Source organism: Prosthecobacter fluviatilis (assembly GCF_055388355.1).
Genome location: NZ_AP043782.1, coordinates 6,336,199 through 6,360,276, shown reverse-complemented (window position 1 = coordinate 6,360,276; position 24,078 = coordinate 6,336,199). Strand labels below are relative to the sequence as shown.

The window sequence follows — 24,078 nt, the reverse complement described above, 5'->3', positions numbered from 1 at the left end:
GGCACCACAGCGCACCCGCCAAATAGGCGGTTGCTGATGGACCGCCCCTCCCCGAGTCCCCTCACAGCTGCAGAGGAAGAGAAACGGCTCAAAAGAGGCGGCTCAGCGGCCGGGGCAAACCTCGTTTTGTCACCAGCCCTCCACCTCATGCCCGGGCCTTTATTTTGGGGATCTTAATGGGACACATCCACAAACATTCGATTGATAAAGACTAAACCCATATATAAATTATAAATTATATGGATTTTATCAAATCATCCCCTCTGCGCCATGCCTTGCTGCGAAATGGCCACGCGTGGTTTTCGGTGTTTCTGGCGGTCAATTTGATCAATCTGCCCAACTTCATCGCCGCCCTGGTCCCCGTTTTTAGCTGGGCTATCCTGAAGTTCTGGCTGCTCGGGCTCGCCTTGATCTTGCTCCCCTGCGTCTTTGGGGTGCGCGTCCGCCGCATGCTTTGGCTGGCATCTCCGCTGATCTTGCTGGTCCCGGCCACCCTCCTCTCCCTCTACGCCCTCCTCAGCCTGCCCAGCACCTTTTTGCTGCTCGCGCTCATCGAATCCAACCAGGCAGAACTCGCAGTCTTTCAGGCCTACATCATCTACGCCGTGGCAGGCACCCTGCTGCTGGCCGCCTGCTACGTCTGGACGGTGCACAAACGGGTGCCCGCAGATCTGCGGCTGGGGCCTTGGGGGCGGACCGTGGTCCTCGCCGCGCTGCTGCTCCCCCCGGCTGGCGACCTGCTCCAGGGAGGACCCTCGGCCTGCATGGCGCAGCTCCGGGTGAGCTTCATGAACACCTTTCCATACTCCACCTTCCGCTGTGCTCATGAGGCCTTCGACATACGCTCCCGCGTCCATGACCGCAAAGACCTGGCCGAGCACCTGCCCATCGCTCAGGAGCCGGGCTTCCTCGACGAATCCCCCCGTCAGGTGCACATGCTCGTCATCGGAGAAAGCGCCACCAAGAGCTGCTTCGGACTCTATGGCTACGACCGTCCCACCACCCCTCTCCTGGAAAAGACCCCCGGCCTCCTCTCATTCCGCGACGTCTCCTGCACAGCCACGATGACGCTGATGGCCGTCCCGGCCATTCTCACCGCCACACCGCCCGGCCAGGTGCTCGAAGCCACCCGTCAGGCCAGCATCCTCTCCGCCTACAAGAGGGCCGGCTTTCGCATCTACTGGCTCTCCGCCCAGAAAAAACATGGCACCTTTGACACCCTCACCTCCATTTTCTCCGCAGAGGCAGACGAAGCCGTCTTTCTGGGAGGAAAATTCGATGCCGCAGGCAAAGGCGCCTATCGGGCCGCCCATGACGCCGATCTGCTGCCGCTGGTGCACGACATCCTGCACCGCAATGAGTCCAAGGTGCTGCTGGTGCTCCACACCATCGGCAGCCACGGCCCCTACCCTGCCCGCTACCCACCCGAGTCGGCCCGCTTCCCGGCAGACGGCAAGGCCGTCATGAACACCATGCTGCGCCTGCTCAGCGGCTTGGAGACGGCCCCAGAGGACCTCCAGCTCGTGCAAAACGCCTATGACAACACCATCTGCGCCACTGATGTCCTGCTCGATGCCCTCATCGGCGAGCTGAAGCAGACCCAGGCCTCATCCTGGCTGTGCTACCTCTCAGACCACGGTGAAAACACCTCCAAATCCATCTTTGGCAAATTCATGCACGGCACCGTGACCCCGCAGGTCGTGGAAATTCCCATGCTCATGTGGCTCTCCCCGAGCTACGCCCAGGCACACCCTGAAAGGGTCAGCTCCCTGGAGGCCAATCGCAACACCCCTTTCAGCGCCTCCTGCACCTTTCATACCCTCCTCGACATGGGCGGCCTCTCCTGCCCGGACTTTAAAAAGGAATGGAGCGCGGCCTCCGCTCATTTCACCCCCGGCGCACGCATCGTCTGCAGCACCCGTGGAGTCATTGTGGACTACGACAAACAATTCCCCGCCAGAAGAGAGGCGGCCCGCGCACTGCCGCAGCAGCCGGCGGCCGCCACACTGCAGATTGCAACTGGCGGACAGCCGGCCGCCCAGACCCGCCCTTGATGGGCATGTCTCCCCCCGCAAGGCCCATGTGCCTTCACGGGTGGGCAGTTCAGCGCATCAGCAGGCTGCCGTAGCTGCGCTCCTTCTCACTTCCAGCCTCTCCCCGCACCGCATCACGCGGCACGGCTGTTCCAGCCTCTCGCAAGCGCCCACAAACTCCTCCGGCGTCTCCGTGTTGAACTCAAACATCTCGTAGTGGCACGGCACCACCAGGCCCGCGCCACCCGCCTTGGCCAGCGCCGCCGCCTCCGTGCCGTTCAGGTTTCCAGCCACCCGCCGCTCCGGCCTGTTGCCGTTGATCGGCAGCAGCATCACATCGCACGCGTGCTGCCTCAGCATCTTCACGATGTCATCATGCCACAGCGTGTCCCCGCTGTGGTAGATCGTAAACGGCCCGCATTTCACCAAAAAACCCGTGCAGTGGCAGTTCCCGGCCTCGTCACGCAGCACCTCGTTGTGCTTGGCGATGACCCCGCGCAGCTCCCACCGGCCCTCAAAATACACGTCCCGGTCCCCCATCCCGCAATAGGTGACAGGGCTGTCTCCCAGCCGCCTCTGCGCCTCCGGGATGATCGGGTGCGGCAGATACAGCCGGAAGCCCGGGTTTGCCTCCGCCAGCGGCACCAGCGTCGCGCCATCCAGATGATCCGTGTGCACATGGCTCGCCGTCACCCGGCTGATACCCGTCAGCCGCCGCGGGTCGATGCACCGCTCTGTCATCCGCACATGCGGCTTGTCCGTGGCCGCATACTTCTCCGTCAGCGAATCTGAAAGGTACGGGTCAAACAGCAGCCTCTCGCCCGCCCACTGCACCAGAAATCCGCTCTGCCCCAGCCACCACACATGCAGCGTGTCCTCGTCCAGCGTGGCGGCCTCCATGTCCGCCAGCAGCGCCTCATCTTTCTGGAAGGCCGTGATCATGCGCCAAACTGGATCGCGGCGATTTTTTCCGCCATGTCATGGCTCGCGCAAAACACCAGCTCCGCCGCCGCCGCACGCGACATCCGCGCATGCAGCGCCACCACGCGCCCCATGCTCAGCCCGTCCACATACGCCTGCACCGGCCGGTGCTTCGGGTCGATGTTCCGGATCTCCACCGTCGTGTCCGGTGAAAGCAGCGCGCTGCGCCAGTGCGCGGGCTGCAGCACGTTCGAGCCCACCAGCAGCCATGCCGGCGTGTCCGCCAGCAGCGGTGCCGCCCCCATGCTCCGCGCATACGCCGTCGAGCCCGCCGCCGTCGCCACCAGCGCCCCGTCGCACACCAGCTTCGGAATCCGGCGCACATGATTCACCGTGATCTCCAGCCACGCCGACTGGCTCGTCGCACGCTCCAGCCACGAGTCATTGAACCCATGCGCCGGGTGCCTGCGCCCCTCCTCATCCTCAAACTCCAGGAACAGCATCGGCATTTGCCGGAAAATCACATCGCTCGGAGGAAATGAATTGGCCGTCACCTGCTCCCGCGCATTCAGCAGGAATCCCAGGTGGCCTGCATTGATGCCAAAGAACGGCAGCCGCGTGCGCCAGTGCTCGCGGATGCTCCGCAGCATCGCCCCGTCCCCGCCGATCACATTGATGAAATCCGCCTCGCGCGCCTCCACGTGCCGGCCCTCCAGCAGCGTGCTCAGCTCCTGCACCCTCGGGTTTTCCACATCCGCCTGCAGGAAAAACTTCGCCCCCTCCAGCGTCCCCCGCGCCCAGTTCCCCGGCACCGGCGCACGGTACAGGCCATAGCGTGCCAGGTAGGCCTCCGCCCTCGGCGGCACCAGACTCCTCACACACTTCCCCTGGCTCAGGTGCTCGCGGATCTCCGTGCTCGAGCCCTCCACCAGCAGCTCGATCACCCGCGCATGCGGCGGCAGATCCCCCGCTTCCAGCGTGTACCCAGGCCTCTTCAGCACGGCAAAGTTCACCTGCTGCCACAGCTCCAGCCCCCGCGCCCACGTCCGCTGGATCAGCGACTCGCCACGCGCGCCGCCCGTCAGCAGATCCGCCCCCACCACATGCCACAGCTCTCCATCGCCCTCAAAGCGCCGCTGCAGCTCATGGTTTCGTGTGAACGTCTCCTGCTCAAAATCCGAAAGGTCCACCGTCACCTTTGCCAGGCCGCCAAACACAATGTCCGCCAGCGCCGCCCGGTACACCGAAGGCACACCGTCCGTCACCGGCTTGTCCGGCCGCGGTCCGCACGGGATCACCCGCACCTCGTCAAACTCCTGCGCCAGCCGCGCCGCGATGGCAGCATGGTGGTTCCCGGGGGGATTAAAGCTGCCTCCAAAAATAGCAATACGCTTCGGCATCCCTCACCCTGCCAGCGCTCCAAACGAGTGCAAGCAGCCAGAAGCCCTCCTGCAAAGTCCGCACGCTCTCCTCACGGAAGCGCGCTGCAGATTGAAACCCAAAGTGCACCTGGGCTGTTTTTTGGAATTAGACGGGGTTGAGCAGGAAACGCAAGACTCATGCCGAGTGCAGCCTGCGCACGCGGCAGGCTCACTTTTGCGCGCTGATTGTGCCCGCTAAGCGAACAGTGATGCAATCGGACTGCCCTGATCCGTGATCGGCACGGGGCGGTCGCCGTCGTGGAGGCTGGCGGTGTAATCCACACCGACGGCGGCGCAGATGGTGGCAAAAAAATCGGGCACGCTGACGGGATTTGTGACGATCTTTTTGGCGAGGTCATCGGTCTCGCCCCAGGCTCCGCAGTGTCGCAGGCCGCCTCCGGCCAGCACGCAGGAGAAGGCGCTGCCCTGATGTCCGCGCCCACCGCCGCCGTCAAACTCGGGCGGACGACCGAACTCGGTGGTGATGATGATGACTGTCTTGTCGAGCAGCCTCCGGCTTTCGAGATCGGTGATGAGCGCGGCGACGGCGCCGTCGAGTTCCTTGATCAGCTCGTGCTGTTTCAAGATGCCCTGATTGTGCGCGTCCCAGCCGGTGCCGTTGAGGAAGTTCAGGTTGTGGGAGACTTCGACAAAACGCACCCCCTGCTCCACCAGCCTGCGGCTGAGCAGGCAGCGCTGGCCAAACTCGCCACCGTAACTCTGGCGCAGCACAGCGGGCTCTTCATCAAGCTGGAAGACGCGGTTGAACGCCGGGCCGCTGAACCTCAGGCTTTGCTCGATGGCGGCATCGTAGCTCTTCAGCCTCGGGTCGCTGGTCGGTGGTGCGCTGGCTTGCAGCGCGGAGAGGAACTGCCCCCGGCGTTGCTGACGTGCGGTGCTGACATCGGGCGGGCGGGAGAGACCTGCCGGGCCGCGGCTGGTGTCCGTGAGATAGAGATACCCGGACTGCGCACCGAGGAATCCGGGACCACGAGTGACGTTCGGATAGCCGATGAGCACATATGGCGGCGCTTTGTCTGAGGCGGGGCCGCGCTGGTGGGTAATGATCGAGCCGATGGAGGGGTAGCTGATCGTACCGCTGATCGGCCGGCCGGTGTGCATGCGGTTGGTCGCTGCGGCGTGTTCATCAATGACATCGTGATGTACGGTGCGAACCGCCGTCACGCGATCCATGAGCGGCGCGAGCCTGCGAAGATGCTCGCACACACGCACGCCGCGCACCGCCGTGTCGATGGAGTCATAGTAGGAGCCTGCCTTCTTTGCCTTGGGATCGCCGCGCCGCTTGGGATCAAAAGTGTCCGTCTGCGCCATGCCACCTCCGAGCCAGATGGAGATAACGTGCTCGGCCTTGCCCTGGATGAGCGGAGGCGCCGGTGCGGCGATGAGCGGGCGGGAAAACGCAGCTGCGCCTGCGAGCGAGGCGGTGGAGCTGAGGAAGTGACGGCGTTTCATCAAAAAAGCATGTTCAAGGTTTCCACACAAACTCGCGGTCATTGATCAGACTCCAGACGAGGTCTTCGTAAATCTCCCGCCAGGCACTGCGCAGTCGTGGGTCAGGCGGCGGGCCTTGGCGGACACGATTTTCGACTTCGATCTGGATGGAGTTGGCTTCGGGACTCACGTGATTCAGCCACGTCACCTGTGGCAGTGGTTCGGCGGCTTGGGGCGTGGATTGCTCGGCGGCAGGTACGAACCGCGTGGCGAAGCCTTCGCGCAGCGCGGGCAGGAAGGCATCGCGCTCCGCCGTACGCGGCTTGCGGCTGAGGAAGCGCAGGAAGACTTCCTCGATGAGCGCCTCGGGCGACTGCGCCTGCATCGCGAGATCGGCCAACTCGCTGCGCCATGAGGCGCGGGAGAGCGCTTGCACCAGCGTGCCATTCGCGAGGATGCCAGGCTGGAGAAGATTTGGGTCCGTGGGGCGATCAAAGATGGGCATCTGCCGCGAGCCGTTCCACCCAAAGGCCTCCAGCACGTCCACCGTTGTTTGCGCGTGAGGCAGGGCCAGGCTCGGGCGGTCGCGTTCGTTGTTCAGACTGGCAAACATCCACGCGCGCCGCGGCACGCCGAGTGTCTGCCTGCGTTCCAGCGCGTGACGGCCATCATGGACGAAGGTGATCTCCTCGGAGTCGATGGCCTTTCCAGCAGCGGCGTGCAGCGAATCCACGATCTCCTCCGCCGTGAGCCGACGCCGCCCTGGCGCGCTGAAAAATCGCTCGTTGGCTGGCAGCGCGGCGAGGTTGTCAGACGTGGGTTCGCGCTGATAAGCGGAGGAGGTCACGATGAGCCGCAGCAGATGCCGGAGATCATAATCGTGGGCGACAAAATCAGCGGCCAGCCAGTCGAGCAGCTCAGGGTGGCTGGCATCACGACCTTCCCAGTCGTGGGCGGGCTCGACAAAGCCTGCGCCCATGAGCCGCTTCCAGGTGCGGTTCACAAAGACACGCGCAAAGCGCCGGTTCTCCGGCGCGGTGACGAGTGCGGCAAAACGCTCCCGCGTGTCCTTCGGATCGTCCATCAGGAGGTCGATGCGGCTCCCATCAGCCGTGCCCGTGGCGGTGGCAAAGGGCCACTCGGGCTTGACGGGCTCATCGGGCTTGAGCGTGACTTTGATGAGAGATTCGCGGCCCTTCTTCTCGAAGAAACCGGCGGGCACACGGCTCGTGGCGGGCACCGTCACTGTCTTGCGCGAGAGCATCGCTGCGAGCGAATAAAGATCGCGCTGCGTGGTGCTGTGGTAGGGCGAATCATGGCAGCGTGCGCACTGCAGCTCGATGCCCAGAAACGCTGAGGCGATGATGTGGCCCTTCGCGGCAAAGGGCGCGTCATTCTCTCCGGCGAGACCGAATCCCGCGCTGCCGCCACGCCCGACATCCCCACGCATCATCATCAGCTCCGTGACCATGCGGTCGAGCCCCTTGCCGTCGCGCAACGCATCGAGCAGAAACCAGCGAAACGGCCCGGTGCTGTTGAGCGAGGCATTGATCAGCGTCGGATTTTCTGCGAGCACATCGAGCCAGTCGGCCATCTGGTGCTCCGCGCCGCGTGCGTCTGAGAGCAGGCGCTCGATCAGGCGCGTGCGTTTGTCGGGCGCGGAGTCAGCGAGAAATGCACGCGCTTCTGCCGCCGTGGGCGGCAGGCCGATCAGATCGAGGCTGATGCGGCGGAGAAAGGCCTCGTCGCTGGTGAGCGCTGATCTGGCGAGCTTCTCGGGTGCAACCGGCGTGGCGGGCCAGACGGCTCCATCACGAATCCACGTCTCCAGCTTCTCGATCTGCGCCTTGCCCAGCGGTTCGCCCGATGGCGGCATGACGAGCGAATCGTCCTCCGAGCGCAGGCGCACAATCATCTCGCTGGCCTCCGGTTTGCCCGGCACGATCGAGGGAATCTCCGAATCGCCTCCGTGCAATGCCGCTGCTCGCGAGGTCAGCTTCAGCCCGCCTTTGTCCTTTTCGCCGTGGCAGCGGAAGCACTTTTCCTGGAGGATGGGCAGGATGTCTTTTTGAAAAGCGCCCGAGTCGCCGGACGCAGCGGCGTTGGATGCAACGGCGGCGGCGATCTTCGCATCGATGAAGGCATCAATGGGATGACCGCCCTTGGGGGGAGCAGGCGCGGGATTTTGCGCCACCCACTCGCGGGCGAGGTCGTGGCGTTTTTGCCAGAATGCATCGCGCGAGCGTGCGGCAGTCCGCCGATGAGTGTCATCCAGATCAGACAGGGCTTTCTCCATGTGCGCCAGCACAGGCTCCACCGCTGCATCGGTCAATGCCAGACCGGGCTTGCTGCCAGCTCGGAGAATGGAAAACGACTTCCCGTCCTCCGTCTCGATGGCCACGCACAGCTCGCCGGTTTCAGTGCGCTGGTTTTTTCCACCGACCACCACTTCCAAAACAATGCGCCCTTTGCCTCCGCGAAGCTTCGCCGTGCCAAACACCTCCTGATGATGATAGTCCTTCACGCGCAGACCAGGCAGCGGTGGCGTCGCCAGCGGTGTGACGTCATCGTGTCCGTTTGGCGTGCTACCATCGGCTGGTTTCGTCTCGGCGACCATCACGCCATCCACCCACAGCCGGGCCAGCGCACGCGCCCGCAGCAGAAACCGCCGCGATCCCTCTGGCAGCGCCACATCCGCCGCCATCCGCAGCAGCAGCGGGGATTTCCACTCCGAGCGGATGCCCCAGTCATCGTAGCGCAGCGGCACACGCGGCAGCAGAAACGCATCGCTCATCCAGCGGTCCGTCTCCGCCGGCAGTTCCGCCTTGGCGGGCCAGCGGTTGAAGGCGGAGAGCCCTTCACTAAATTGCACGAGCACCTTTCCATCGGCGATTGGCCCCAGCTTTGGCATCGCCGGTTTCTCAGGCAGCACCACCAGCGGGCCGCCCGTGCGCCGGCAATGTTTGGCGATCTCCGCATCACCCAGAGCGCGGCGATGGATGGCCAGACCATCCAGAAAGCCTTGAAGACTGTTCCCCGCGCTGCCGCCCAGCGATGAGCCGATCCAGACATCGTCATCATCCACCACGGGTGCCTTCGTGGTGGCTCCGTCCACGCTCCAGACTCCATCAGTCACCACGCCGTCGATCCATCCGCGCATCGTTTCCGGCCTGCCAAATTCGTACGCCACCGCCACATGATGCCAGCCCGTTTTGACCTGAAAGGACGCCGCCGAATTCCAGAGGTGCCAGGTGTTTCCACCACCGGGCGCAGGAGCACTGGCAAAAAGAAAACTCAGGTGCGCCAGCCCCTCGCTCCCGCCGATGACCCGCAGCGACCAGTTCTGATTGTTGCGCGCGAAATGCGGCGAGTTGGTGCGTCCCTTGCCGATCAGATACACCGGCTGTCCAGGGCTGATCTTGTCCACCTTGACCCACGTCTCCAGCGTGATGGCGTCGCCATTCGTGAAATCGAACGGGCTCTGCGCCCCCGTGTCCTTGATCTCGTAGCGCGAGCCTTTGCCCTGCAGCTGAATGGCCGTGTTGTCCGCCTCAAAGTCCGGAAACTCCGGCGGCCGCGGTCCCGCCTGATCCCGCACCACGCCGCCCACTGCGATCAACGGAGCCGACTCCTCCTGCCCAAAGTCCAGCTGCAGCACCGGCCTGCCATCATTCGCGTGCAGCCCCATGCCTGAGGCCTGCCACAGGACGCATAACACCATCAGGGCTCTCAGATTCATGCTTTCTTTCCGCGAAGAGGTTGAATGACGTTGCGGTAGCTCTCACGCAGGAGCGTGATGTCCGTCTCGATGGCGAGGTGGGTGAAGCCGAGTGCCTGCAGCTCCGAAAAATCATCCGTCTGCCGGCAGAGCAGACCACAGGCCTTGCCAGCCTCCCGGGCAGCAGACGCCACCTCGCGCAGGCAGGCGGCAAAGTCGTGACGGGCGCGCTCCGGGTAGGACTGAAGCTGGAGTTTCAAATCCATCGGCCCGATGAAGAGCACATCCACACCCTCCACGGCGGCAATGGCCCGCGCGTTTTCCACGCCTTCGATGGTCTCGATCTGCGCATAGAAAACAGGCTTCGGCATGTCGCGATGGAGGCCGTAATCATACGCCCTCACCATGCCAGCCAGACCGCGGTCACCATGCGGTGGATAGCGCATGGCACGCACACAGGCGGCCGCCTTCTCTGCGGTGGACACCATCGGCACCATGATGCCGGCGGCTCCCCAGTCCAGCGAACGCGCGATGAGTTCAGGATGCGGTGCGCCGACCCTGACGATGGCGGCAGCATGGCGGATCACCTGGATCTGTGAAAGCACCGCCGCCTCCGTGCCGCAGCCGTGCTCAAGGTCGATGAGCAACCAGTCGAAGCCGCTCAGGTCAGCGAGCTCGGCAACAATGGGAGATCCCGTCTGCAACCAGGTGCCGAGTTGGAGGTCAGAGCTGCGTGCTTCGGTTTGCATGAGGAATGGGGGAGAGGTTGAAGAGGAATCGATGCTCGTTTGTAAAACCATGCCCGCCAGAGTTTGCGGCCCTTGCTGATGTCGAGCGCGTGATTTCTCGCGGAGCCTACTTTTCCATCACGAGCCGTCCATCTTTCAGGATCGCCGGAGCAGCCGACGCCGTCCAGAGACCGTTCTCCTTCTTGATGTTTCTGGCCACCATCAGCCGTGGCTCACCGCCGGGGCCTTTCGGCAGGGCAAAGGCACCGACAGAGATGTCGACTTCGTGGTGCGTGACGAGTTTGAAGTCGGGAGCGCACTGGTAGGTTCGCTCCTTGCTGTAGGTGCCCAGCCAGAAGAATCCGTGGGCAAAGGTGATGGTCTGAATGCCATACGTCGTTTGACCGGGAACCTTGATCTTATCAACGGCGACGAACTCAGGCGTGAACTTGTGCACCCAGTTGAAAGGCTGCACGCTGTCCTTCGGCTTCCCCTCTCCCACGTAGAAGAAACCGTCCGCATAGGTGATGCCGTCGATCCCGCCCTCAAAGGGAAAGTTGATCGTAAACTCTCCCGCTGGCCGCAGGTCGTCACAAGAATAGACATTGATAAACACGCCGCGCCTTTCCTTCGTGCGGTTCTGCGTCGCCACATAGACTTTGCCGTCGTGCACACAGCAGTCGCCGTGATGCGGGTCGACAGGCCGCTCGGCAACCACGCGTCCGGCAAAGTCCGTCTTCACGAGATTCGTGAACATCGACCAGTAGATGAACGAGCCATCGGCATCGAATCCCTGGAGATGCCCGCTTGCCTCGGCCTGGCAGGTGATGGGTGGCGCCGCGAAGGTGGGGAGAGCACCGCACACGAGCATGAGGAGAGCATAAAGGAAGGACTTCATTCGGGTTGTTTTCCAATCAAACACGTTCTGTTCATTCGCAGTTCAACGCACACCAGCGCGGCGTTGGTAAGCTGGGTTTCATGGCGCGGCATGCACGCTCTGCAGCAGTTCCAGGGCTTTGGCGGTGATCTTGACGGACGCCTCGCGCTCGACGCGATTGGTGCCGAGCCAGGTCTCGTAGCCGCCGAGGTCGTGCTGACGCGGTGTGGGGAGATAGCCGTTGCTGCCCGAAGCAAGCTCGATGGTGAAGGTGTCTTTGAAGGGGCTCTTTGCTTTGATCTCAAGCCCTGTCTCGGTGAAGACCTCAAAAGGAATGGACGTGATGCCGAGACCGCCGATGCGAAAGGCCTGAAGGTAGGCCTGGATCGTGTCGGGCTTGGCTCTCTTCACTTCCATCACACGTTCGGCATAGGGTTGTTCGAGGCGGTGCACAGGCGCGGCGTCTTTCGGCTTGGCGAGCACAGCTTCGGCCCACTTGACCATCTCCGGAGTCGGGCGGCGCACGGCGAGCTCCAGATCGCTGGCGGCTGCCTGAAGCGGCACCCAGTCCTGATGCTTGAGGTTTTTGTGCACACGCAGCACCTCCTGCGCGAGGTCGCCTGCAACGGCTTTGATCTTTTCATACGGCTTGTAATTCACCGCGGGCGTCTTGCCGCTGTAGTCGTTGCTGTTCACGTCACCGCAGGGACCGTTGGGAAGGAGGCCAACGCACGGCGCACCGAGAGACTGCTCGATGCGACGGCAGAACTCGCCGAAATAATCTGCCGACAAATCCTCGCGTGGAACGCCGCCGACATAGTGCAGCCAGTAGTTTGCCATCAGTGCGATCTGGCGGCCATCAGTGGCCTGCAGGGAGAGGCAATAGACCTCGGGATTCGTCGGGCCGGCGGGGCCTTCCAGGCGCGGAATGAGCATGCTGCTCGGATTCATCACAGCACGGTCTTGTCCGCCAAACGGATTGGGATTGGTGACGCCTTCCTTCAGAATCCAGCGGCGGTTGCCGACCCACTGCGGCAGTTTGCCCGTGCCCCAGGCGATGCGGGCGGGCTCCAGGTTGTTCAGCGCGCGCTTCACGCCATCCACCACGCGGGAGATGACGAGGCTGCGGTAGTCGAACCCGGCATCTTTGTTGTTGATGACCGACACACTTGAGTGCGTGTGGGTGGAGGAAAACATCATGTGAGAGGCCGGGATTCCCGTGTCGGCTTCCAGCTTCTTCCTGGCTTCGTCCCAGACATCACGTGCCAGATGCAGATTGTCCGCCACGGCAAAGACGAGCTTCGTCTTGCCGTCATCAAGCGCCAGACAGCGCACATGCAGCTCGTCGTGCACCTGCTTTGAGATGGGCTGCGGAGCAAAGTTGCCCACGATCGTCATGCCGATCGGCGGAGTGATGTTGCTGGTGGCGGCACCGGCTTTGAAGACTTTGTCCTGCGCCAGCGTGACGATGGGCAAAAGGGCAAGGCAGAAGAGGAGCGTGGTTTTCATGGTGGGGCAAATGCGTTCATGGCTTGTCGATGATCAGCCCGGCTTTTTCGTCGGGGCGTGCGATGACGACACGGGCCTCATTGGCCTTGGTTTTGCCATCGTCGCCTTTGATGACCGTGTTTTGGGCCAGGAGAAAGCGGCCGCCGCTGATCGGTGCGATTCCAACGGAGGCGTTAAAATCCCATTTGCCGGTGAACTGAAATTTTTCATCCGCCCGCAGCAGCACCGCAGGCTTGCCATAGCAGCCAAACCACCACGCGCCATTGGCATAGGCCACCGTCTGGATGCCCATGAGCGTGTAGCCGCTGGCGAGCACGTGGCGTTTCTGAAAGTGAAAATTTTCGTCGTATTCGTAGAGGTAGTTTTCGTTCACCCCGGGCGGCAGCCCGCCGATGACGATGAATTTTCCGTCGTGATGCTCCATGCCTCCCGCGCCGTGCACCAGTTCCGGCAGGCGATGCTTCGCAAGCTTCGCGAGAGTGTCGGCATCATAGACATAGACCCACGAGTCCGCCGCACCGGCAGGCTGGTTGAACTTTCCGAGGTTCGTCGCCACGTAGACGCGGCTGTCATGGTAGCAGAGATCTCCGTGATGATTGGCCACAGGCACTTTCTTGAGCACATGGCCGTTGGCGTCGGTCTTCACCAGCGCATCGGTCCAGCACCAGTAAATGCAGCCCTTGCCATCGGTGCAGATGCCCTGGAGATGGCGCGGGTAGGCGCCCTCGCAGGCCGTGGCATGAAAGTCATCAGCGGCACGAAGGCCGTGCAGGCCGCAAAGAACGGACACGAAAAGGAGAAGCCTCATGTACAGGGTCATCGGGTGGCGGCGTCGAAGCGCGGTGGATTGGGTTTCAAATACGGCCTCAAGGTTTCAAAGCGGAAATCAATCTCCGCGATCTCGTCGGCCGTGAGCGCCAGCTCGGCAAAGATGGGTTTGTCCGGAATGCTGCGCCCGGGGCCGTACTGGCGTGAGATCATGTTTTTGAACACACCGCGCTTCTTCCACAGATGGAGCTGGAAGCCGCGCAGATCGCCGCCGGGGAGATGCTGGCCGAGGTTGAAGAGCAGCAGCAGTTTCGCGTGGATGTCGCGCACCGTGTCGGCGTCCTGGCCGCTGTCCATGAGCTGCCAGAGCCGCGTGAGCACGTCCGCATACACCGCACGCTCTGTGATGAGGCCCTCGGTGCCGAGGTGGGACTCGAAGAGCCAGCCATGAGCTCCCCGGGCGCTGAAGACGCGGCGGATCACCGGTTTCGCCGCACACAACTCGCGCGTGCGGGCAATGATCGGCGCGGCCTCCTCCTTGATGTAGCCGAAGTGTGGAAACTCCTTTGCCAGCTCGATCATGAGCTTCACGGACGGCACCGGCCCTTTGTAAGCCACGCCGCCTGTCGTTTGAAAGATGACGGGGCGCTGCGCCACCTCTGCCAGTGCACGCCAGTACTGCCGCAGGTCCTCCTCTGTGCGTCCCGAGTCTGGCGGACGCGAGATGATGGCTGCAGGCGCGAGCTTTTCCGCATGGCGCGCATAGACGAGCATCTCCGCCGTGTCCCTGCCCTGCACGCCGAGGCAAAGCGCTGATGTCTTGAAGCTGCGCGAGGTCTCCGCCAGCACCTCCATGCCGCGCAGTTTCTCCTCCATCGTCAGCAGGTCCACGCTGTCGCCAGACTGCGGCCAGATCATGCCAGGGCATCCGCCCCAGTCCACAAACCGTGCCTGATTCGCCAGCACCTCATAGTCCACCGCGCCGCTTTCCGTGAAGGGTGTCGAGAGAATCGGAAACGGTCCGCGCACTCGCGGGTCGGCATCGGCAGCGTGCAGTCGCTGTTCATTCCAAAGCGCTGCGGCACCGGAGAGCGCAGTGCCGAGGAGCTGCCGCCGTGAAAGGTGATGGGCTGACGACTTCATTTGCCGGCTTTGGTGGTTTCTGGCGCAGGCCACAGATCGTTGAAGGCTTTCACGGTTTCATCCACCAGCGCCTGGCCGCCTTCGGGGCCGACCCGGCTGCTCTGAATGATGGCGCTGTAGCTGCCTCCGGCCACGGCGCGCGGTGTCGGCAGGTAGCCGCCCGAGCCGGTCAGCTGAATGAGAAAGGTCTGCACTGCAGGACTGCGGGCCTTCATCTGCACGCCGTAGTCGGTGAAGAGTTCAAACTCATTGGTGGCGATGGCCACATCCCCGAGGCGCAGGGCATGCAGCTCCATCTGGAAGACACCTGCCTTCCCGGATTTTTCAGCTTCGTAGCGGTCCACCACGCCCTGGTTCCAAAGGTACTTCCACTGCTCCTTGGGATCATCCTTGTATTGCTCGACGGCCTTCTGCGCATCGGCCAGCTCCTTCTCAGTCACCTTGCGCCAGGGCAGGTCGATCTTCTTCGTCTGGTGCTGCAACACCGCGCCGGTCACCGGCTCCAGTTTGGCACCTTCATACGCCTCCTCCCAGCCACGCACGACACGCCGGGCGACTTCTTCCAGCCGTGTGAGGCCGCGGAGACGGCGCATGCGCTCATCCGCCGCCTTGCCATACATCGGGCGCGGCACCTGGTCTCCTCCGGCTCCGGTCCAGGCCAGGATGTGGAGATCCTTGCCATGACGCTCGCGCAACTGGCGGCGCACCGGATCCCAGAAGTCGGCGTGGATCACTTTGAGCCCCTCGACTTCCTGGGAAGGACATGGAACGTTCACCGCCGTGGCGATGAGCTTGTTGTTGAGATCCCAGAAGAACAGCACTTCGAGGTTGTGATCCTCATAGCCCTCGATGCCGCGAAACTCCGGCACGTTGGTGGGGCCGTACATTTTCGCGCTTCCATCCGCGTAGGTCGCACGGCGGTTCTGAGCGATCACGGCCTGTCCCTGGCCCCAGCCTGCTTTGGCGGGCTTGCGCTGCTCCCAGCTTTGCGCCGCAGCCGCCACGATGCGATCTACCAGGAAGTCGGTGTATTCCATCGGCAGCATCACATTCTTGCCGAGCAGGCTGTAGCGATCCCCCTTCATCGTCACCGGCGCGGTGTGAGTGTGCGTGGCATTGAGGAAGAGCTTGTTGAGATCAAATCCAGGCAGCTTGTCCCTGGCCTTCTCGCGGACCAGCTTGATGAGCCCCTCGCGGATGGCCACGATGTCGCAGGAAATCATGATGGCCTGATCCAGCACCCGGTCTCCCTCGCGCGACTCCAGTCCCAGTGCGGTGACATAGATGTGAGTTTCGGGTTTCTCAGAGATCCGCACATGCATTTGTCCGTCCAGCGCCACGGGGCGGTCTGGCGTGATGTCAACGGTGGCCGCGCCCACATGAAGATCTGAAGCCGAAGCAACAGCCGCAGAGGTTGCGATGAACAAAGAGAGCAGAAAAAGGCGCATTGGGTTAATACCCAGCTTCCACAAGATTTTTGTCAGCGTTTTTGCTCCGAGAGCGATACCACAATCTACAGCGGTTCCAATAGACACGATAAGCGCCACCAACAAGGCGCGTAGAATCATGCCTCGTCAGACCAGCCGTCACGATCTTGTCTGCTCGCCGCTTTGGAAAATTCTCGCCCACCATGAACCAATCCCCTGCACCGATTTCATTCACACGTCGTGCTTTGCTCACCAAGTCAGGAGCGGCGCTGCTGTCCGGCTGGTGTGGGAAGTCCCTCTTCGGAGAGGAGGGACAGAAGCCACTGCCCGAGGGGTGGCATCTGCGGATGGGCCAGGCCCAGACGCCTGCGGAAGCCATCGCCGAGCTGGAGGCCTTTAAAAAAGCCACCCCCGATCTGGCGAGCTGGGAAAAGCGCAAGGCGACCATTCGTCGCGGCATCCTCGAAGGAGCACGGCTGGCGAATCCACCGGAGAAGCCGCCGCTGGACCCTGTGTACTCCAACAAGCGGACCTATGAGGGGTACACGGCGGAGAGTGTGTACATCCGCAGCTGGCCCGGCTTCTACATCACCGGCACGCTGTATCGGCCTCTCGGGATGAAGCCCCCCTATGCCGGTATCGTGTCCGCACACGGGCACGGTGGCCGTTTCCTTCCATCGCGCCAGACCCGCTGTGCGGTGCTGGCCCGCATGGGGGCTGTGGTGTTCCACTATGACATGGTAGGTTATGGCGACTCAAAAAAAGCGGGCTGGGATCATGGCAAAGTGCCTGAGATTCAGCGCTTGATCATGTGGAACTGCATTCGCGCCCTGGATTTCGTCTCGTCCATCGAAGGGGTCGATCCCCAGCGCATCGGCATGACCGGCAACTCCGGCGGTGCCACGCAGACGTTCCTCACTTCCGCCCTGGATGAGCGCATCGCGGTGGCGGTGCCGAGCTGCCAGGTGTCCGCGCATTTCTTTGGCGGCTGCCCGTGTGAAAGCGGCATGCCCATTCATTGGGGGCCGAACCACAAGACGAACAACGCCGAGATCGCTGCGATGACCGCGCCAAGGCCTCAGCTCATCATTTCCAATGGCGCAGACTACACCCAGCACACCCCGGAGGTGGAGTTCCGCTACATCCAGCACATCTACAGCCTTTACAGAGCCACAGACAAGGTCGTGAACGCTCATTTCCCACTGGAGGGGCACGACTATGGGCCGAGCAAGCGACTGGCCGCCTATCCGTTTTTCATCCGTCACCTCGGACTCAACAGCCTGCGCGCCTGGGCCAAGGAGGAGCAGATCAACGAGACCTTTGCCAAGGTGGAGACCGAAGAAGAAATGCTCGTCTTCAATGCCGGCAACCCCTGGCCGAAAGACTCCGTGGCCCCCAACACCCCCCTGCCCTTCTGATGAGCCTCTTTTTCTCCCGAATCATCGTCGCCGCATTTTTCATCGGCCAGGCTCATGCGGAAGTCACCCGTATTGAGATCACCGGACGCTCGCCGTTTGCAGCGGGCAAGGTCTTTGGTGCCGCAGGTGCCTATGAGCGTCTTGAAGGGCGGATGTATTTTGAAACGGACCCGCGCAACGCGGCCAATGAACGCATCAGCGACCTTCAGCGGGCGCCGCACAACGCCGGAGGGCGCGTGGAAAGCTGGGCGGACTTCTTCCTGCTGAAACCGACCGACGCCACGAAGGGCAACGGCGTGCTGCTCTATGACGTGAACAATCGCGGCAACATGCTCGCTCTTTGGACCTTCAACGATGGCGAGCGCACGAATGATCCGAAGTCAGAGTCGCATGCGGGCCATGGCTTTCTCATGAAGCACGGCTTTTCCCTGCTGTGGTGCGGCTGGAACGGCGAGGTGCAGGCCGATGACACACGGCGTTTGCTCTGCGGACTGCCGGTGGCCACCGAGGACGGCCGGACGATCACCGGGCGGGCGCATCTGGAGATCAGCACCACGGAAAAAGTCTTTAGCCGGGCCTTTTCGTGGAGCCCTTGGGGCATCGGCGCGGCGTTTCCATCGGTGAGTCTGGACAACACGGACGCGACGCTCACGATGCGCCCGCAGCGCGATGCAGAAGGCATCGAGATTCCTCATGGCGAGTGGGCGTTTGGGCGCATGGAGGAGGGCCGGCTAATCCCGGATGCAACGCACGTTTATGTGAAGGCCGGTCTGCGCCCCGGCTGGCTCTACGATCTCGTTTACACAGCGAAGGAGCCTCGCGTGACCGGGCTCGGCCTCACCGCATTGCGAGACTGCGTGGCCTTTTTCCGTCACGGGGCAGCGAAGGAAAATCCGCTGGCGGGCGCGGTGCAAAAAGCCTGCGTGTTCGGCATCTCCCAGTCGGGCCGGGTCATTCATCACTTCCAGCATGAGGGGCTGAACACCGACGAGCAGGGACGCGCGGTCTTCGACGGCGCATTGATCCATGTCGCGGGCTCCGGAAAGGGCATGTTCAACCATCGCTTCCGCATGAGCACGGAGTTCGGCACGCAGCACGAAGGGCATCTTTCCGGCAGCGAATTCTTCCCGCTGGCACCGCTGCCGCAGACAGATCCCATCACGGGCGCATCCGGAGACTCGCTGGCGCGTTCCCGAAAGTCCGGCCACACGCCGCGCCTGCTTTTCACGCAAAGCTCCACCGAGTACTGGAGCCGCGCCGCCTCGCTGCTGCACACCGATGTGGAAGGGAAAAGCGATCTCACGCTGCCCGACGATGTGCGCGTGTACCTCGTGGCCGGGGCGCAGCATCTCGGCAAGAGCGACGGCACCCCAGGCATCTGCCAGCAGCCGCGCAACACGCTCGATGATCGTGGCCCCGTCCTGCGGGCCATGCTGCTGCACCTCGTCGATTGGGTGAAGCATGGCAAAACACCGCCGCCTAGCCGCCATCCGCGTATGGAAGATCACACGCTGGTGAGCTTCGATGCATGGAAGGAGCAGTTCCCCAAGATTCCGGGCTGCCAACTGCCCACGCACGCCTACCAGCCACCGCGCCTTGATTTCGGGCCGCGTTTTCACAGCGAAGGCATCGCCGACATCATCCCGCCCAAAGCCGGAAAGCCGTTTCGCACGCTGCTGCCCGCTGTGAATGCCGATGGCAATGAAACAAGCGGCATCGTGCTTCCGGAGGTGGCCGTGCCGCGCGGCACCTACACCGGCTGGAATCTCCGCTCGCCGCAGGCGGGCGCTGAAACGATGCTCGCGCCGCTGGACGGCATGTTTCTCCCCTTTGCGAAAACCAAAGCCGAGCGCAAAAAGACCGGCGACCCGCGCCTCTCGCTGGAAGAACGCTACCCGACACGAGAAGCCTACCTTGCCCGAATCGCGAACGCGGCGAAGAAACTCCACGAAGAGGGCTTTTTGCTGGAGGAAGATGTGGCGAGGATCATCGAGCGTGCCTCGGCACAGTAGCCATTTTTTGCTTCCCCAAAAAAAACTTAGACCCGGCGCAGCGGCTGGGAAAAGATCATGTCCACAATCGGGATGGGCGTACGCAGGGCGGGAGCTGTGCTGGCGAAGGCGGGGCCTCGCAGGGCTTTCTGGTCATGGAGCAACGAGATGTCATGCACGCTCATGCCGCGCAGCATGTCCGCAGTGAGTGGCTGGCCGCGTTGATGAGTCTCCGGATAAGCACAGGCCTCCACACGCACAAAAGCCGCTTCATGCCGGCCTCTAGCATCTCGTTTCAGCGGAAACTCCGCCTGCGAGCCATCCACGATGCTGGCGATGCCTTGATCCGTGATGAAGCGGATCTGCAGCCTGGGGCGTTTGGCGTCGTTGCCTGCCACGGCGACTTGCAGGGTGTCGTTTTGCACCACGATGCGGCTGAAGCAAAAGCTGCTGCGATCATACGGCGCCACCACTTCCCCCGCCTCGCTGGCTGCGAGCGAGGCCACGGAGCCAAAGAAAGTTCCCTGGCGATACGCACGCAGCGCGGCGGATTCGCGTTTGGCAGCCGGCAAGGCGTCGAGCTTCGGCACGAGCAGCACATTCCGGCCACGGCCGTAAGTGTTGTGGTCTTTGACAAAGAAACCCCAGCAGCGCCGCCCGGTGCGCAGGATCTCATCCCAGAGCTGGTAGAAGTGCAGAGTGGGCGCGCCGCTGTCGTCATAGAAGCCACGGCTGGAACCAAAGCCGGAGGTCAGCTGGTTCCACACCTCAATGCCGAGCACCCGGGGATCAAAGTCCAGCATCGGCAGATAGTCCGCCAGCTTTCCGGTGGGATGATTCAGCGTCATGCCTCCGCCATCGGGGTATTGCAGCTTGTCGAAGGCCTCACGGAAGACATCCCGCCACGGGCGGTTCGTGCCCTGCATGAGGCGGTACTGCGTCACGGACATGGCGGCGGCATCAAAGTCGAGCCTGGCATCAATGCTGTCCCTCGTGGCACGCAGATAGATCGTGTGGCTGCCAGACGGGAGTTTGCGCTCATGCACCGGTCCCTTGTCCGCGAAGCCATTGCGAAAATCGCACTCATGCGCGCCATCGAGGCTGAGCGTGGCCATGGCTTTGGCATCTTTGGCGGCGAGCCGCACATCCAGCCGGTAAACGCCCAGCCAGGGCTTTTGTGCATCGAACACGCTCAGTTTTTCAAAGCGGTGCGAGACAGGCGTTGAGGCGCATTTTTCAGCGCTCACCGAACCGCCGTAACCCGTGGCAAGCAGGCTCCCGAGCGCATTGGCATGCAGGCCCGCGTCTGTGTAGGAATGATGCTCCGCATTGGGCGCGGCGATGAGCTGGGGATGCTTCGCGGCATACTCCGCAGGCAGCGGATAGGTGGGCGCGGAGGGGTAGTAGTTGCTGAAGGCAAAATGGCCGTAGCCCATGCCAAGGAAGCCATCGCGCGAGGCATCATTCTGCCCCTGATGCTGATGCGACATCGAGTGCAGGCACTCCCAGGTATCCCAATCCACCGCTGCATACGGATTTTCCAGCTCACGACCTTCCTCCACACTCCACGAGGTTGCTGGCATGGCGGCGAGAGTGGCGAGGAGCTTGCGGCGGTTCATCCATGCAAGTCGGCGGCGGCACTGCAAACCTTTCATCTGTCATCGGCGGCAACACGTCTGAAGAATGCAACTCACGGCGGCGTATTGCATCACCGCATGAATCCCGCTCCGAGCTCCTCCCGCCGACATTTCCTCAAGACCACCGCCGCAGCGGTGACTGCTTTCAACATCGTCCCCCGTCATGTTCTCGGCGGGCCGCGCTTTGTCCCACCGAGCGAAAAAGTGAACGTGGCCATCATCGGCACCGGCGGGCAGGGCCGCACCAATGTGCGCAATCTCCTGCCGCTTGACGATTGCCAGATCATCGCCGTGGCAGATCCGGCGGAGTCGTTCAGCCTGGAAAATTTTTACTTCAAAGGCATGGGTGGCCGCCTGCCGGTGAAGGCGGAGATCGAGAAACACTACGCCGCCAAGACACCGAACTTCCGCTGCGCGGACTACATCGACTTCCGCGAGATGCTGGAGAAGGAGAAGAGCATCGACGCCGTGCTCATTGCCACGCCAGACCATCTGCACGCCTACTGCTCGGTGGTCGCCATGCGGGCCGGGAAGCACGTCTATTGCGAGAAGCCGCTCACGCACAACATCTGGGAGGCACGCCACGTGGCCAAGGTGGCCGCAGAGACCGGCGTGGCCACCCAGCTCGGCAGCCAGGGCCATTCGTCGCTCGGCACACGCGAGACGATCGAGTACATCCAGGACGGTGCCATCGGCGCGGTGAAGGAGATTCATGTGTGGGTGGGCGCAAAGCGCTGGAATCCCACGCTCGCTGGAAAGCCCACCGACACACCGCCAGTGCCTGCGGGCCTGAACTGGGACCTGTGGCTGGGCCCGCGCCAGGAGCGGCCGTTTCATCCCGCCTACTTCCCTGTAGCCTGGCGTGATTTCTGGGACTTTGGCTGCACGGGCATCGGCGACTTCGCCTGCCACGACATGAACACCGCCGTGCGCGCCTTTGATCTGCCCGTGCCCTCGCGCATCGAGGCTCACGCAGCCGGATTGATGACGAGCGACATCGCTGGGCATGGCGCGCTTATTTATTACACCTTCCCCGCTGCCGGCTCGCGGCCGGAGATCCGCATGACCTGGTATGACGGTGGCATGATGCCGCCCACGCCCGAGGCGCTGGGTGCTTTCCCGCTGCCAAAACGCGGCTGCCTTTTCATCGGCGAAAAAGGAGTGATCCAGTGCGATGGCGGCGGCGGACCGCCCCGTCTTTTCCCCGAAAAACGCCGCGTGGAATACCAGAAGCCGGCACCACGGCTGAAGCGCTCCAACGGCCATCATCGCGACTGGATCGATGCATGCAAAGGCGGCGAGCCCGCGACGAGCCCCTTTGCCTACGCGGCCCACCTCACGGAGATCGCGCTGCTGGGCGTGCTCTCGCTGCGCGCGCAAAAGCCCATCGAGTGGGACGCCGCGGCGATGAAGGCCAAAGGCCTGCCTGCCGCAGACGCCTTCATCAAAGAACAATACCGCAAAGGCTGGGAGATCGTCTAGGCCATGAGCGAGCACATTGACTTCACAGCCCTCACAGCACCCGACCGCGAACCCATCGCCCGCCTTCTGCACCGGGCGCTGGTGCACTGGTATGAGAGCCGCCTCGGCCAGGGCTCACGCTTTGGCGGGAGCCACGAGCCCTTCACCCTCTTTCCGGACGTCTATGAGGCGCTCGATCCCGGCGAATGCGTCACTGCCCGCACAGCCAGCGGCGAGATCGTCGGCGTGTGTTTCTCGCACGAGCGTGAAACGCATGTCTCCGTGGGTATCGTCGCCACCGCGCCAGATGCTGGGGGGCGTGGGATCGCGAAGAAGATGATGTCGCTCGTCTTGGACAAGGCGAAACGCCTTGGCAAGCCCGCACGGCTTGTTTCGAGCCTGCTGAACCTCGACTCCTTCTCGCTCTACACGCGGCTCGGATTCGTCCCCGGGGCCATGTATCAAGATTTGCTCATCACCGTTCCCGAAACCGGCCTGGCCGCCCCCGCGCCTGCAGGCATCGCACATGTGCGTGATGCTGTTTTGGCCGATGTCCCGCGCATCTCCGACTTCGAGCAAACTCAGCAGGGCATTCGTCGCGAAAAGGACTTCGCGTTTTTCATCCGCAACGAAGTCGGTGCCTGGCGTGTGCTCGTTTCCGAGGCCGCAGATGGCAGCGTGAACGGCTTCCTCGCCATGAGCGTGCACCCATCGTTCACCATGATCGGTCCGGGTGTCGCCATCGATGAAGAAACCGCCCTCGCCTTGCTCTGGCGCGCTCTCGACGGCCTGCGTGGTCAGACGCTCGTCTTCCTCGCCCCCTGCGCCGCGTCCGCCCTCGTGCGCACCGCTTACTCCTGGGGCGCGCGCAACGTGGAGCTCCACGTCGCGCAATCCACCGCACCCGTCGCGGGTGCCAAAGGCATCGTCTTCCCGACCTTCATGCCGGAGACCGCGTGAGATCTCGGCAGAGCCTTGAACACACGGAGCCACAGCCGCTGAGCTGGCTGTGGAAGACGGTCTTCACCTCGGTGACGCTGGCCAGCGGCTTCAAGGGCAGTGAGGTGACGCCGCTGTTCTTCATCGGCTCCACGCTGGGCCATGTGCTGGGGAGCGTGCTGGCGGTGCCGGTGGACACCACGCTGCGCGAGGCGCGCGAGCTGCCGCGCCGTGCGGATGCAGGTGAGTGAAGCCGTGCTGTTTTGCGGGCTGCACCGGCAGAACGTTTACCAGCAGGCTCAGCGCTGGATGAATGCCTGCTGCTCTGAAGCCAATGGCGGACCAAGGCTAAGTTGGAGAAGAACCTGCAAAGCGGGCACAGGCCCATGAAATACGTCTGGAAGTGGTCAAGCTTTTGGAAGCCAAAATAGGCTTTGTGCCATTGCCCAAGTGGTGGGTGCTTGAGAGTAAATATACCTAGGATAGGTGGTTTTAGCGGATTACGAGCATCTGGTATCCATTTTCACCGGCATCCATACTTTCCGACATGCGCTGGCTGACTTTTGTAATACTCATGCTGGCTTCCTTGTTTGGCAAAATTTAATAACAGGCTGATTAGCAGTCTTTTAGGGCAG

General features: G+C 62.7%; 16 protein-coding genes and 1 pseudogene. 6 read left to right on the top strand and 11 right to left on the bottom strand.

Going from position 1 to position 24,078, the window contains the following annotated elements:
* Nucleotides 1-239: 239 nt before the first annotated feature.
* Nucleotides 240-2,054, top strand: a complete 1,815-nt coding sequence (locus ACZ5WW_RS25025; protein ID WP_377164111.1) for a phosphoethanolamine transferase — start codon at nt 240-242, stop codon at nt 2,052-2,054.
* Nucleotides 2,055-2,111: 57 nt separating this feature from the next.
* Here the strand turns inward: ACZ5WW_RS25025 and ACZ5WW_RS25020 are convergent, their stop codons facing one another.
* The 10 genes from ACZ5WW_RS25020 to ACZ5WW_RS24975 all read right to left on the bottom strand — a co-directional run bounded on the left by ACZ5WW_RS25020 (nt 2,112) and on the right by ACZ5WW_RS24975 (nt 16,018).
* Complete coding sequence (locus ACZ5WW_RS25020; protein ID WP_377164109.1) at nt 2,112-2,975, bottom strand: MBL fold metallo-hydrolase; 864 nt, start codon at nt 2,973-2,975, stop codon at nt 2,112-2,114.
* Nucleotides 2,972-4,354 (bottom strand): NAD(+)/NADH kinase, encoded by a 1,383-nt coding sequence (locus ACZ5WW_RS25015; protein WP_377164106.1) that lies wholly within the window; start codon nt 4,352-4,354, stop codon nt 2,972-2,974. The genes ACZ5WW_RS25020 and ACZ5WW_RS25015 overlap by 4 nt, the downstream gene beginning before the upstream one ends.
* Before the next feature lie 216 nt (nt 4,355-4,570).
* A complete protein-coding gene (locus ACZ5WW_RS25010) occupies nt 4,571-5,848 on the bottom strand; it encodes a DUF1501 domain-containing protein (protein WP_377164104.1) in 1,278 nt (425 codons plus the stop codon).
* Between the two features lie 13 nt (nt 5,849-5,861).
* Entirely contained in the window at nt 5,862-9,566 is a 3,705-nt protein-coding gene (locus tag ACZ5WW_RS25005) for a DUF1553 domain-containing protein (protein WP_377164102.1), read from the bottom strand.
* On the bottom strand, nt 9,563-10,294 hold the full coding sequence (locus ACZ5WW_RS25000) for an HpcH/HpaI aldolase family protein (RefSeq protein WP_377164099.1): 732 nt from the start codon (nt 10,292-10,294) through the stop codon (nt 9,563-9,565). Before ACZ5WW_RS25000 ends, ACZ5WW_RS25005 begins: the two co-directional genes overlap by 4 nt.
* Nucleotides 10,295-10,400: 106 nt before the next feature.
* A complete protein-coding gene (locus tag ACZ5WW_RS24995) occupies nt 10,401-11,171 on the bottom strand; it encodes a hypothetical protein (RefSeq protein ID WP_377164097.1) in 771 nt (256 codons plus the stop codon).
* A 78-nt stretch (nt 11,172-11,249) separates the two neighbouring features.
* On the bottom strand, nt 11,250-12,659 hold the full coding sequence (locus ACZ5WW_RS24990; protein ID WP_377164095.1) for a hypothetical protein: 1,410 nt from the start codon (nt 12,657-12,659) through the stop codon (nt 11,250-11,252).
* A gap of 16 nt (nt 12,660-12,675) precedes the next feature.
* Nucleotides 12,676-13,467, bottom strand: a complete 792-nt coding sequence (locus ACZ5WW_RS24985) for a Kelch repeat-containing protein (protein WP_377164093.1) — start codon at nt 13,465-13,467, stop codon at nt 12,676-12,678.
* Nucleotides 13,468-13,475: 8 nt separating this feature from the next.
* Complete coding sequence (locus ACZ5WW_RS24980) at nt 13,476-14,570, bottom strand: dihydrodipicolinate synthase family protein (protein ID WP_377164091.1); 1,095 nt, start codon at nt 14,568-14,570, stop codon at nt 13,476-13,478.
* A complete protein-coding gene (locus tag ACZ5WW_RS24975) occupies nt 14,567-16,018 on the bottom strand; it encodes a hypothetical protein (RefSeq protein ID WP_377164089.1) in 1,452 nt (483 codons plus the stop codon). Before ACZ5WW_RS24975 ends, ACZ5WW_RS24980 begins: the two co-directional genes overlap by 4 nt.
* A gap of 182 nt (nt 16,019-16,200) precedes the next feature.
* On the opposite strand from ACZ5WW_RS24975, the gene ACZ5WW_RS24970 reads away from it, so the two are divergent.
* Together ACZ5WW_RS24970 and ACZ5WW_RS24965 are read left to right on the top strand one after the other, a co-directional pair.
* Nucleotides 16,201-17,415, top strand: a complete 1,215-nt coding sequence (locus tag ACZ5WW_RS24970; protein ID WP_377164087.1) for an alpha/beta hydrolase family protein — start codon at nt 16,201-16,203, stop codon at nt 17,413-17,415.
* Complete coding sequence (locus ACZ5WW_RS24965; RefSeq protein WP_377164085.1) at nt 17,415-19,427, top strand: alpha/beta hydrolase domain-containing protein; 2,013 nt, start codon at nt 17,415-17,417, stop codon at nt 19,425-19,427. Before ACZ5WW_RS24970 ends, ACZ5WW_RS24965 begins: the two co-directional genes overlap by 1 nt.
* Before the next feature lie 26 nt (nt 19,428-19,453).
* Here the strand turns inward: ACZ5WW_RS24965 and ACZ5WW_RS24960 are convergent, their stop codons facing one another.
* Nucleotides 19,454-21,025, bottom strand: coding sequence for a hypothetical protein (locus ACZ5WW_RS24960; RefSeq protein ID WP_377164083.1), 1,572 nt, complete (start codon nt 21,023-21,025; stop codon nt 19,454-19,456).
* Between the two features lie 96 nt (nt 21,026-21,121).
* Here ACZ5WW_RS24960 and ACZ5WW_RS24955 point away from each other — a divergent pair, with 96 nt between their 5' ends.
* The 3 genes and pseudogenes from ACZ5WW_RS24955 to ACZ5WW_RS24945 form a co-directional block, all read left to right on the top strand.
* Entirely contained in the window at nt 21,122-22,525 is a 1,404-nt protein-coding gene (locus tag ACZ5WW_RS24955; protein ID WP_377164081.1) for a Gfo/Idh/MocA family protein, read from the top strand.
* A 3-nt stretch (nt 22,526-22,528) separates the two neighbouring features.
* A complete protein-coding gene (locus ACZ5WW_RS24950) occupies nt 22,529-23,464 on the top strand; it encodes a GNAT family N-acetyltransferase (RefSeq protein ID WP_377164079.1) in 936 nt (311 codons plus the stop codon).
* A gap of 35 nt (nt 23,465-23,499) precedes the next feature.
* A pseudogene (locus tag ACZ5WW_RS24945) lies at nt 23,500-23,640 on the top strand (chloride channel protein); the annotation flags it as partial.
* Between the last annotated feature and the right edge of the window lie 438 nt (nt 23,641-24,078).

Bases quoted from the DNA above. Each gene is read 5' to 3' on its own strand.
- ACZ5WW_RS25025 (WP_377164111.1), top strand. From the start codon at position 240: ATGGATTTTATCAAATCATCCCCTCTGCGCCATGCCTTGCTGCGAAAT.
- ACZ5WW_RS25020 (WP_377164109.1), bottom strand. From the start codon at position 2,975: ATGATCACGGCCTTCCAGAAAGATGAGGCGCTGCTGGCGGACATGGAG.
- ACZ5WW_RS25015 (WP_377164106.1), bottom strand. From the start codon at position 4,354: ATGCCGAAGCGTATTGCTATTTTTGGAGGCAGCTTTAATCCCCCCGGG.
- ACZ5WW_RS25010 (WP_377164104.1), bottom strand. From the start codon at position 5,848: ATGAAACGCCGTCACTTCCTCAGCTCCACCGCCTCGCTCGCAGGCGCA.
- ACZ5WW_RS25005 (WP_377164102.1), bottom strand. From the start codon at position 9,566: ATGAATCTGAGAGCCCTGATGGTGTTATGCGTCCTGTGGCAGGCCTCA.
- ACZ5WW_RS25000 (WP_377164099.1), bottom strand. From the start codon at position 10,294: ATGCAAACCGAAGCACGCAGCTCTGACCTCCAACTCGGCACCTGGTTG.
- ACZ5WW_RS24995 (WP_377164097.1), bottom strand. From the start codon at position 11,171: ATGAAGTCCTTCCTTTATGCTCTCCTCATGCTCGTGTGCGGTGCTCTC.
- ACZ5WW_RS24990 (WP_377164095.1), bottom strand. From the start codon at position 12,659: ATGAAAACCACGCTCCTCTTCTGCCTTGCCCTTTTGCCCATCGTCACG.
- ACZ5WW_RS24985 (WP_377164093.1), bottom strand. From the start codon at position 13,467: ATGAGGCTTCTCCTTTTCGTGTCCGTTCTTTGCGGCCTGCACGGCCTT.
- ACZ5WW_RS24980 (WP_377164091.1), bottom strand. From the start codon at position 14,570: ATGAAGTCGTCAGCCCATCACCTTTCACGGCGGCAGCTCCTCGGCACT.
- ACZ5WW_RS24975 (WP_377164089.1), bottom strand. From the start codon at position 16,018: ATGCGCCTTTTTCTGCTCTCTTTGTTCATCGCAACCTCTGCGGCTGTT.
- ACZ5WW_RS24970 (WP_377164087.1), top strand. From the start codon at position 16,201: ATGAACCAATCCCCTGCACCGATTTCATTCACACGTCGTGCTTTGCTC.
- ACZ5WW_RS24965 (WP_377164085.1), top strand. From the start codon at position 17,415: ATGAGCCTCTTTTTCTCCCGAATCATCGTCGCCGCATTTTTCATCGGC.
- ACZ5WW_RS24960 (WP_377164083.1), bottom strand. From the start codon at position 21,025: ATGAACCGCCGCAAGCTCCTCGCCACTCTCGCCGCCATGCCAGCAACC.
- ACZ5WW_RS24955 (WP_377164081.1), top strand. From the start codon at position 21,122: ATGAATCCCGCTCCGAGCTCCTCCCGCCGACATTTCCTCAAGACCACC.
- ACZ5WW_RS24950 (WP_377164079.1), top strand. From the start codon at position 22,529: ATGAGCGAGCACATTGACTTCACAGCCCTCACAGCACCCGACCGCGAA.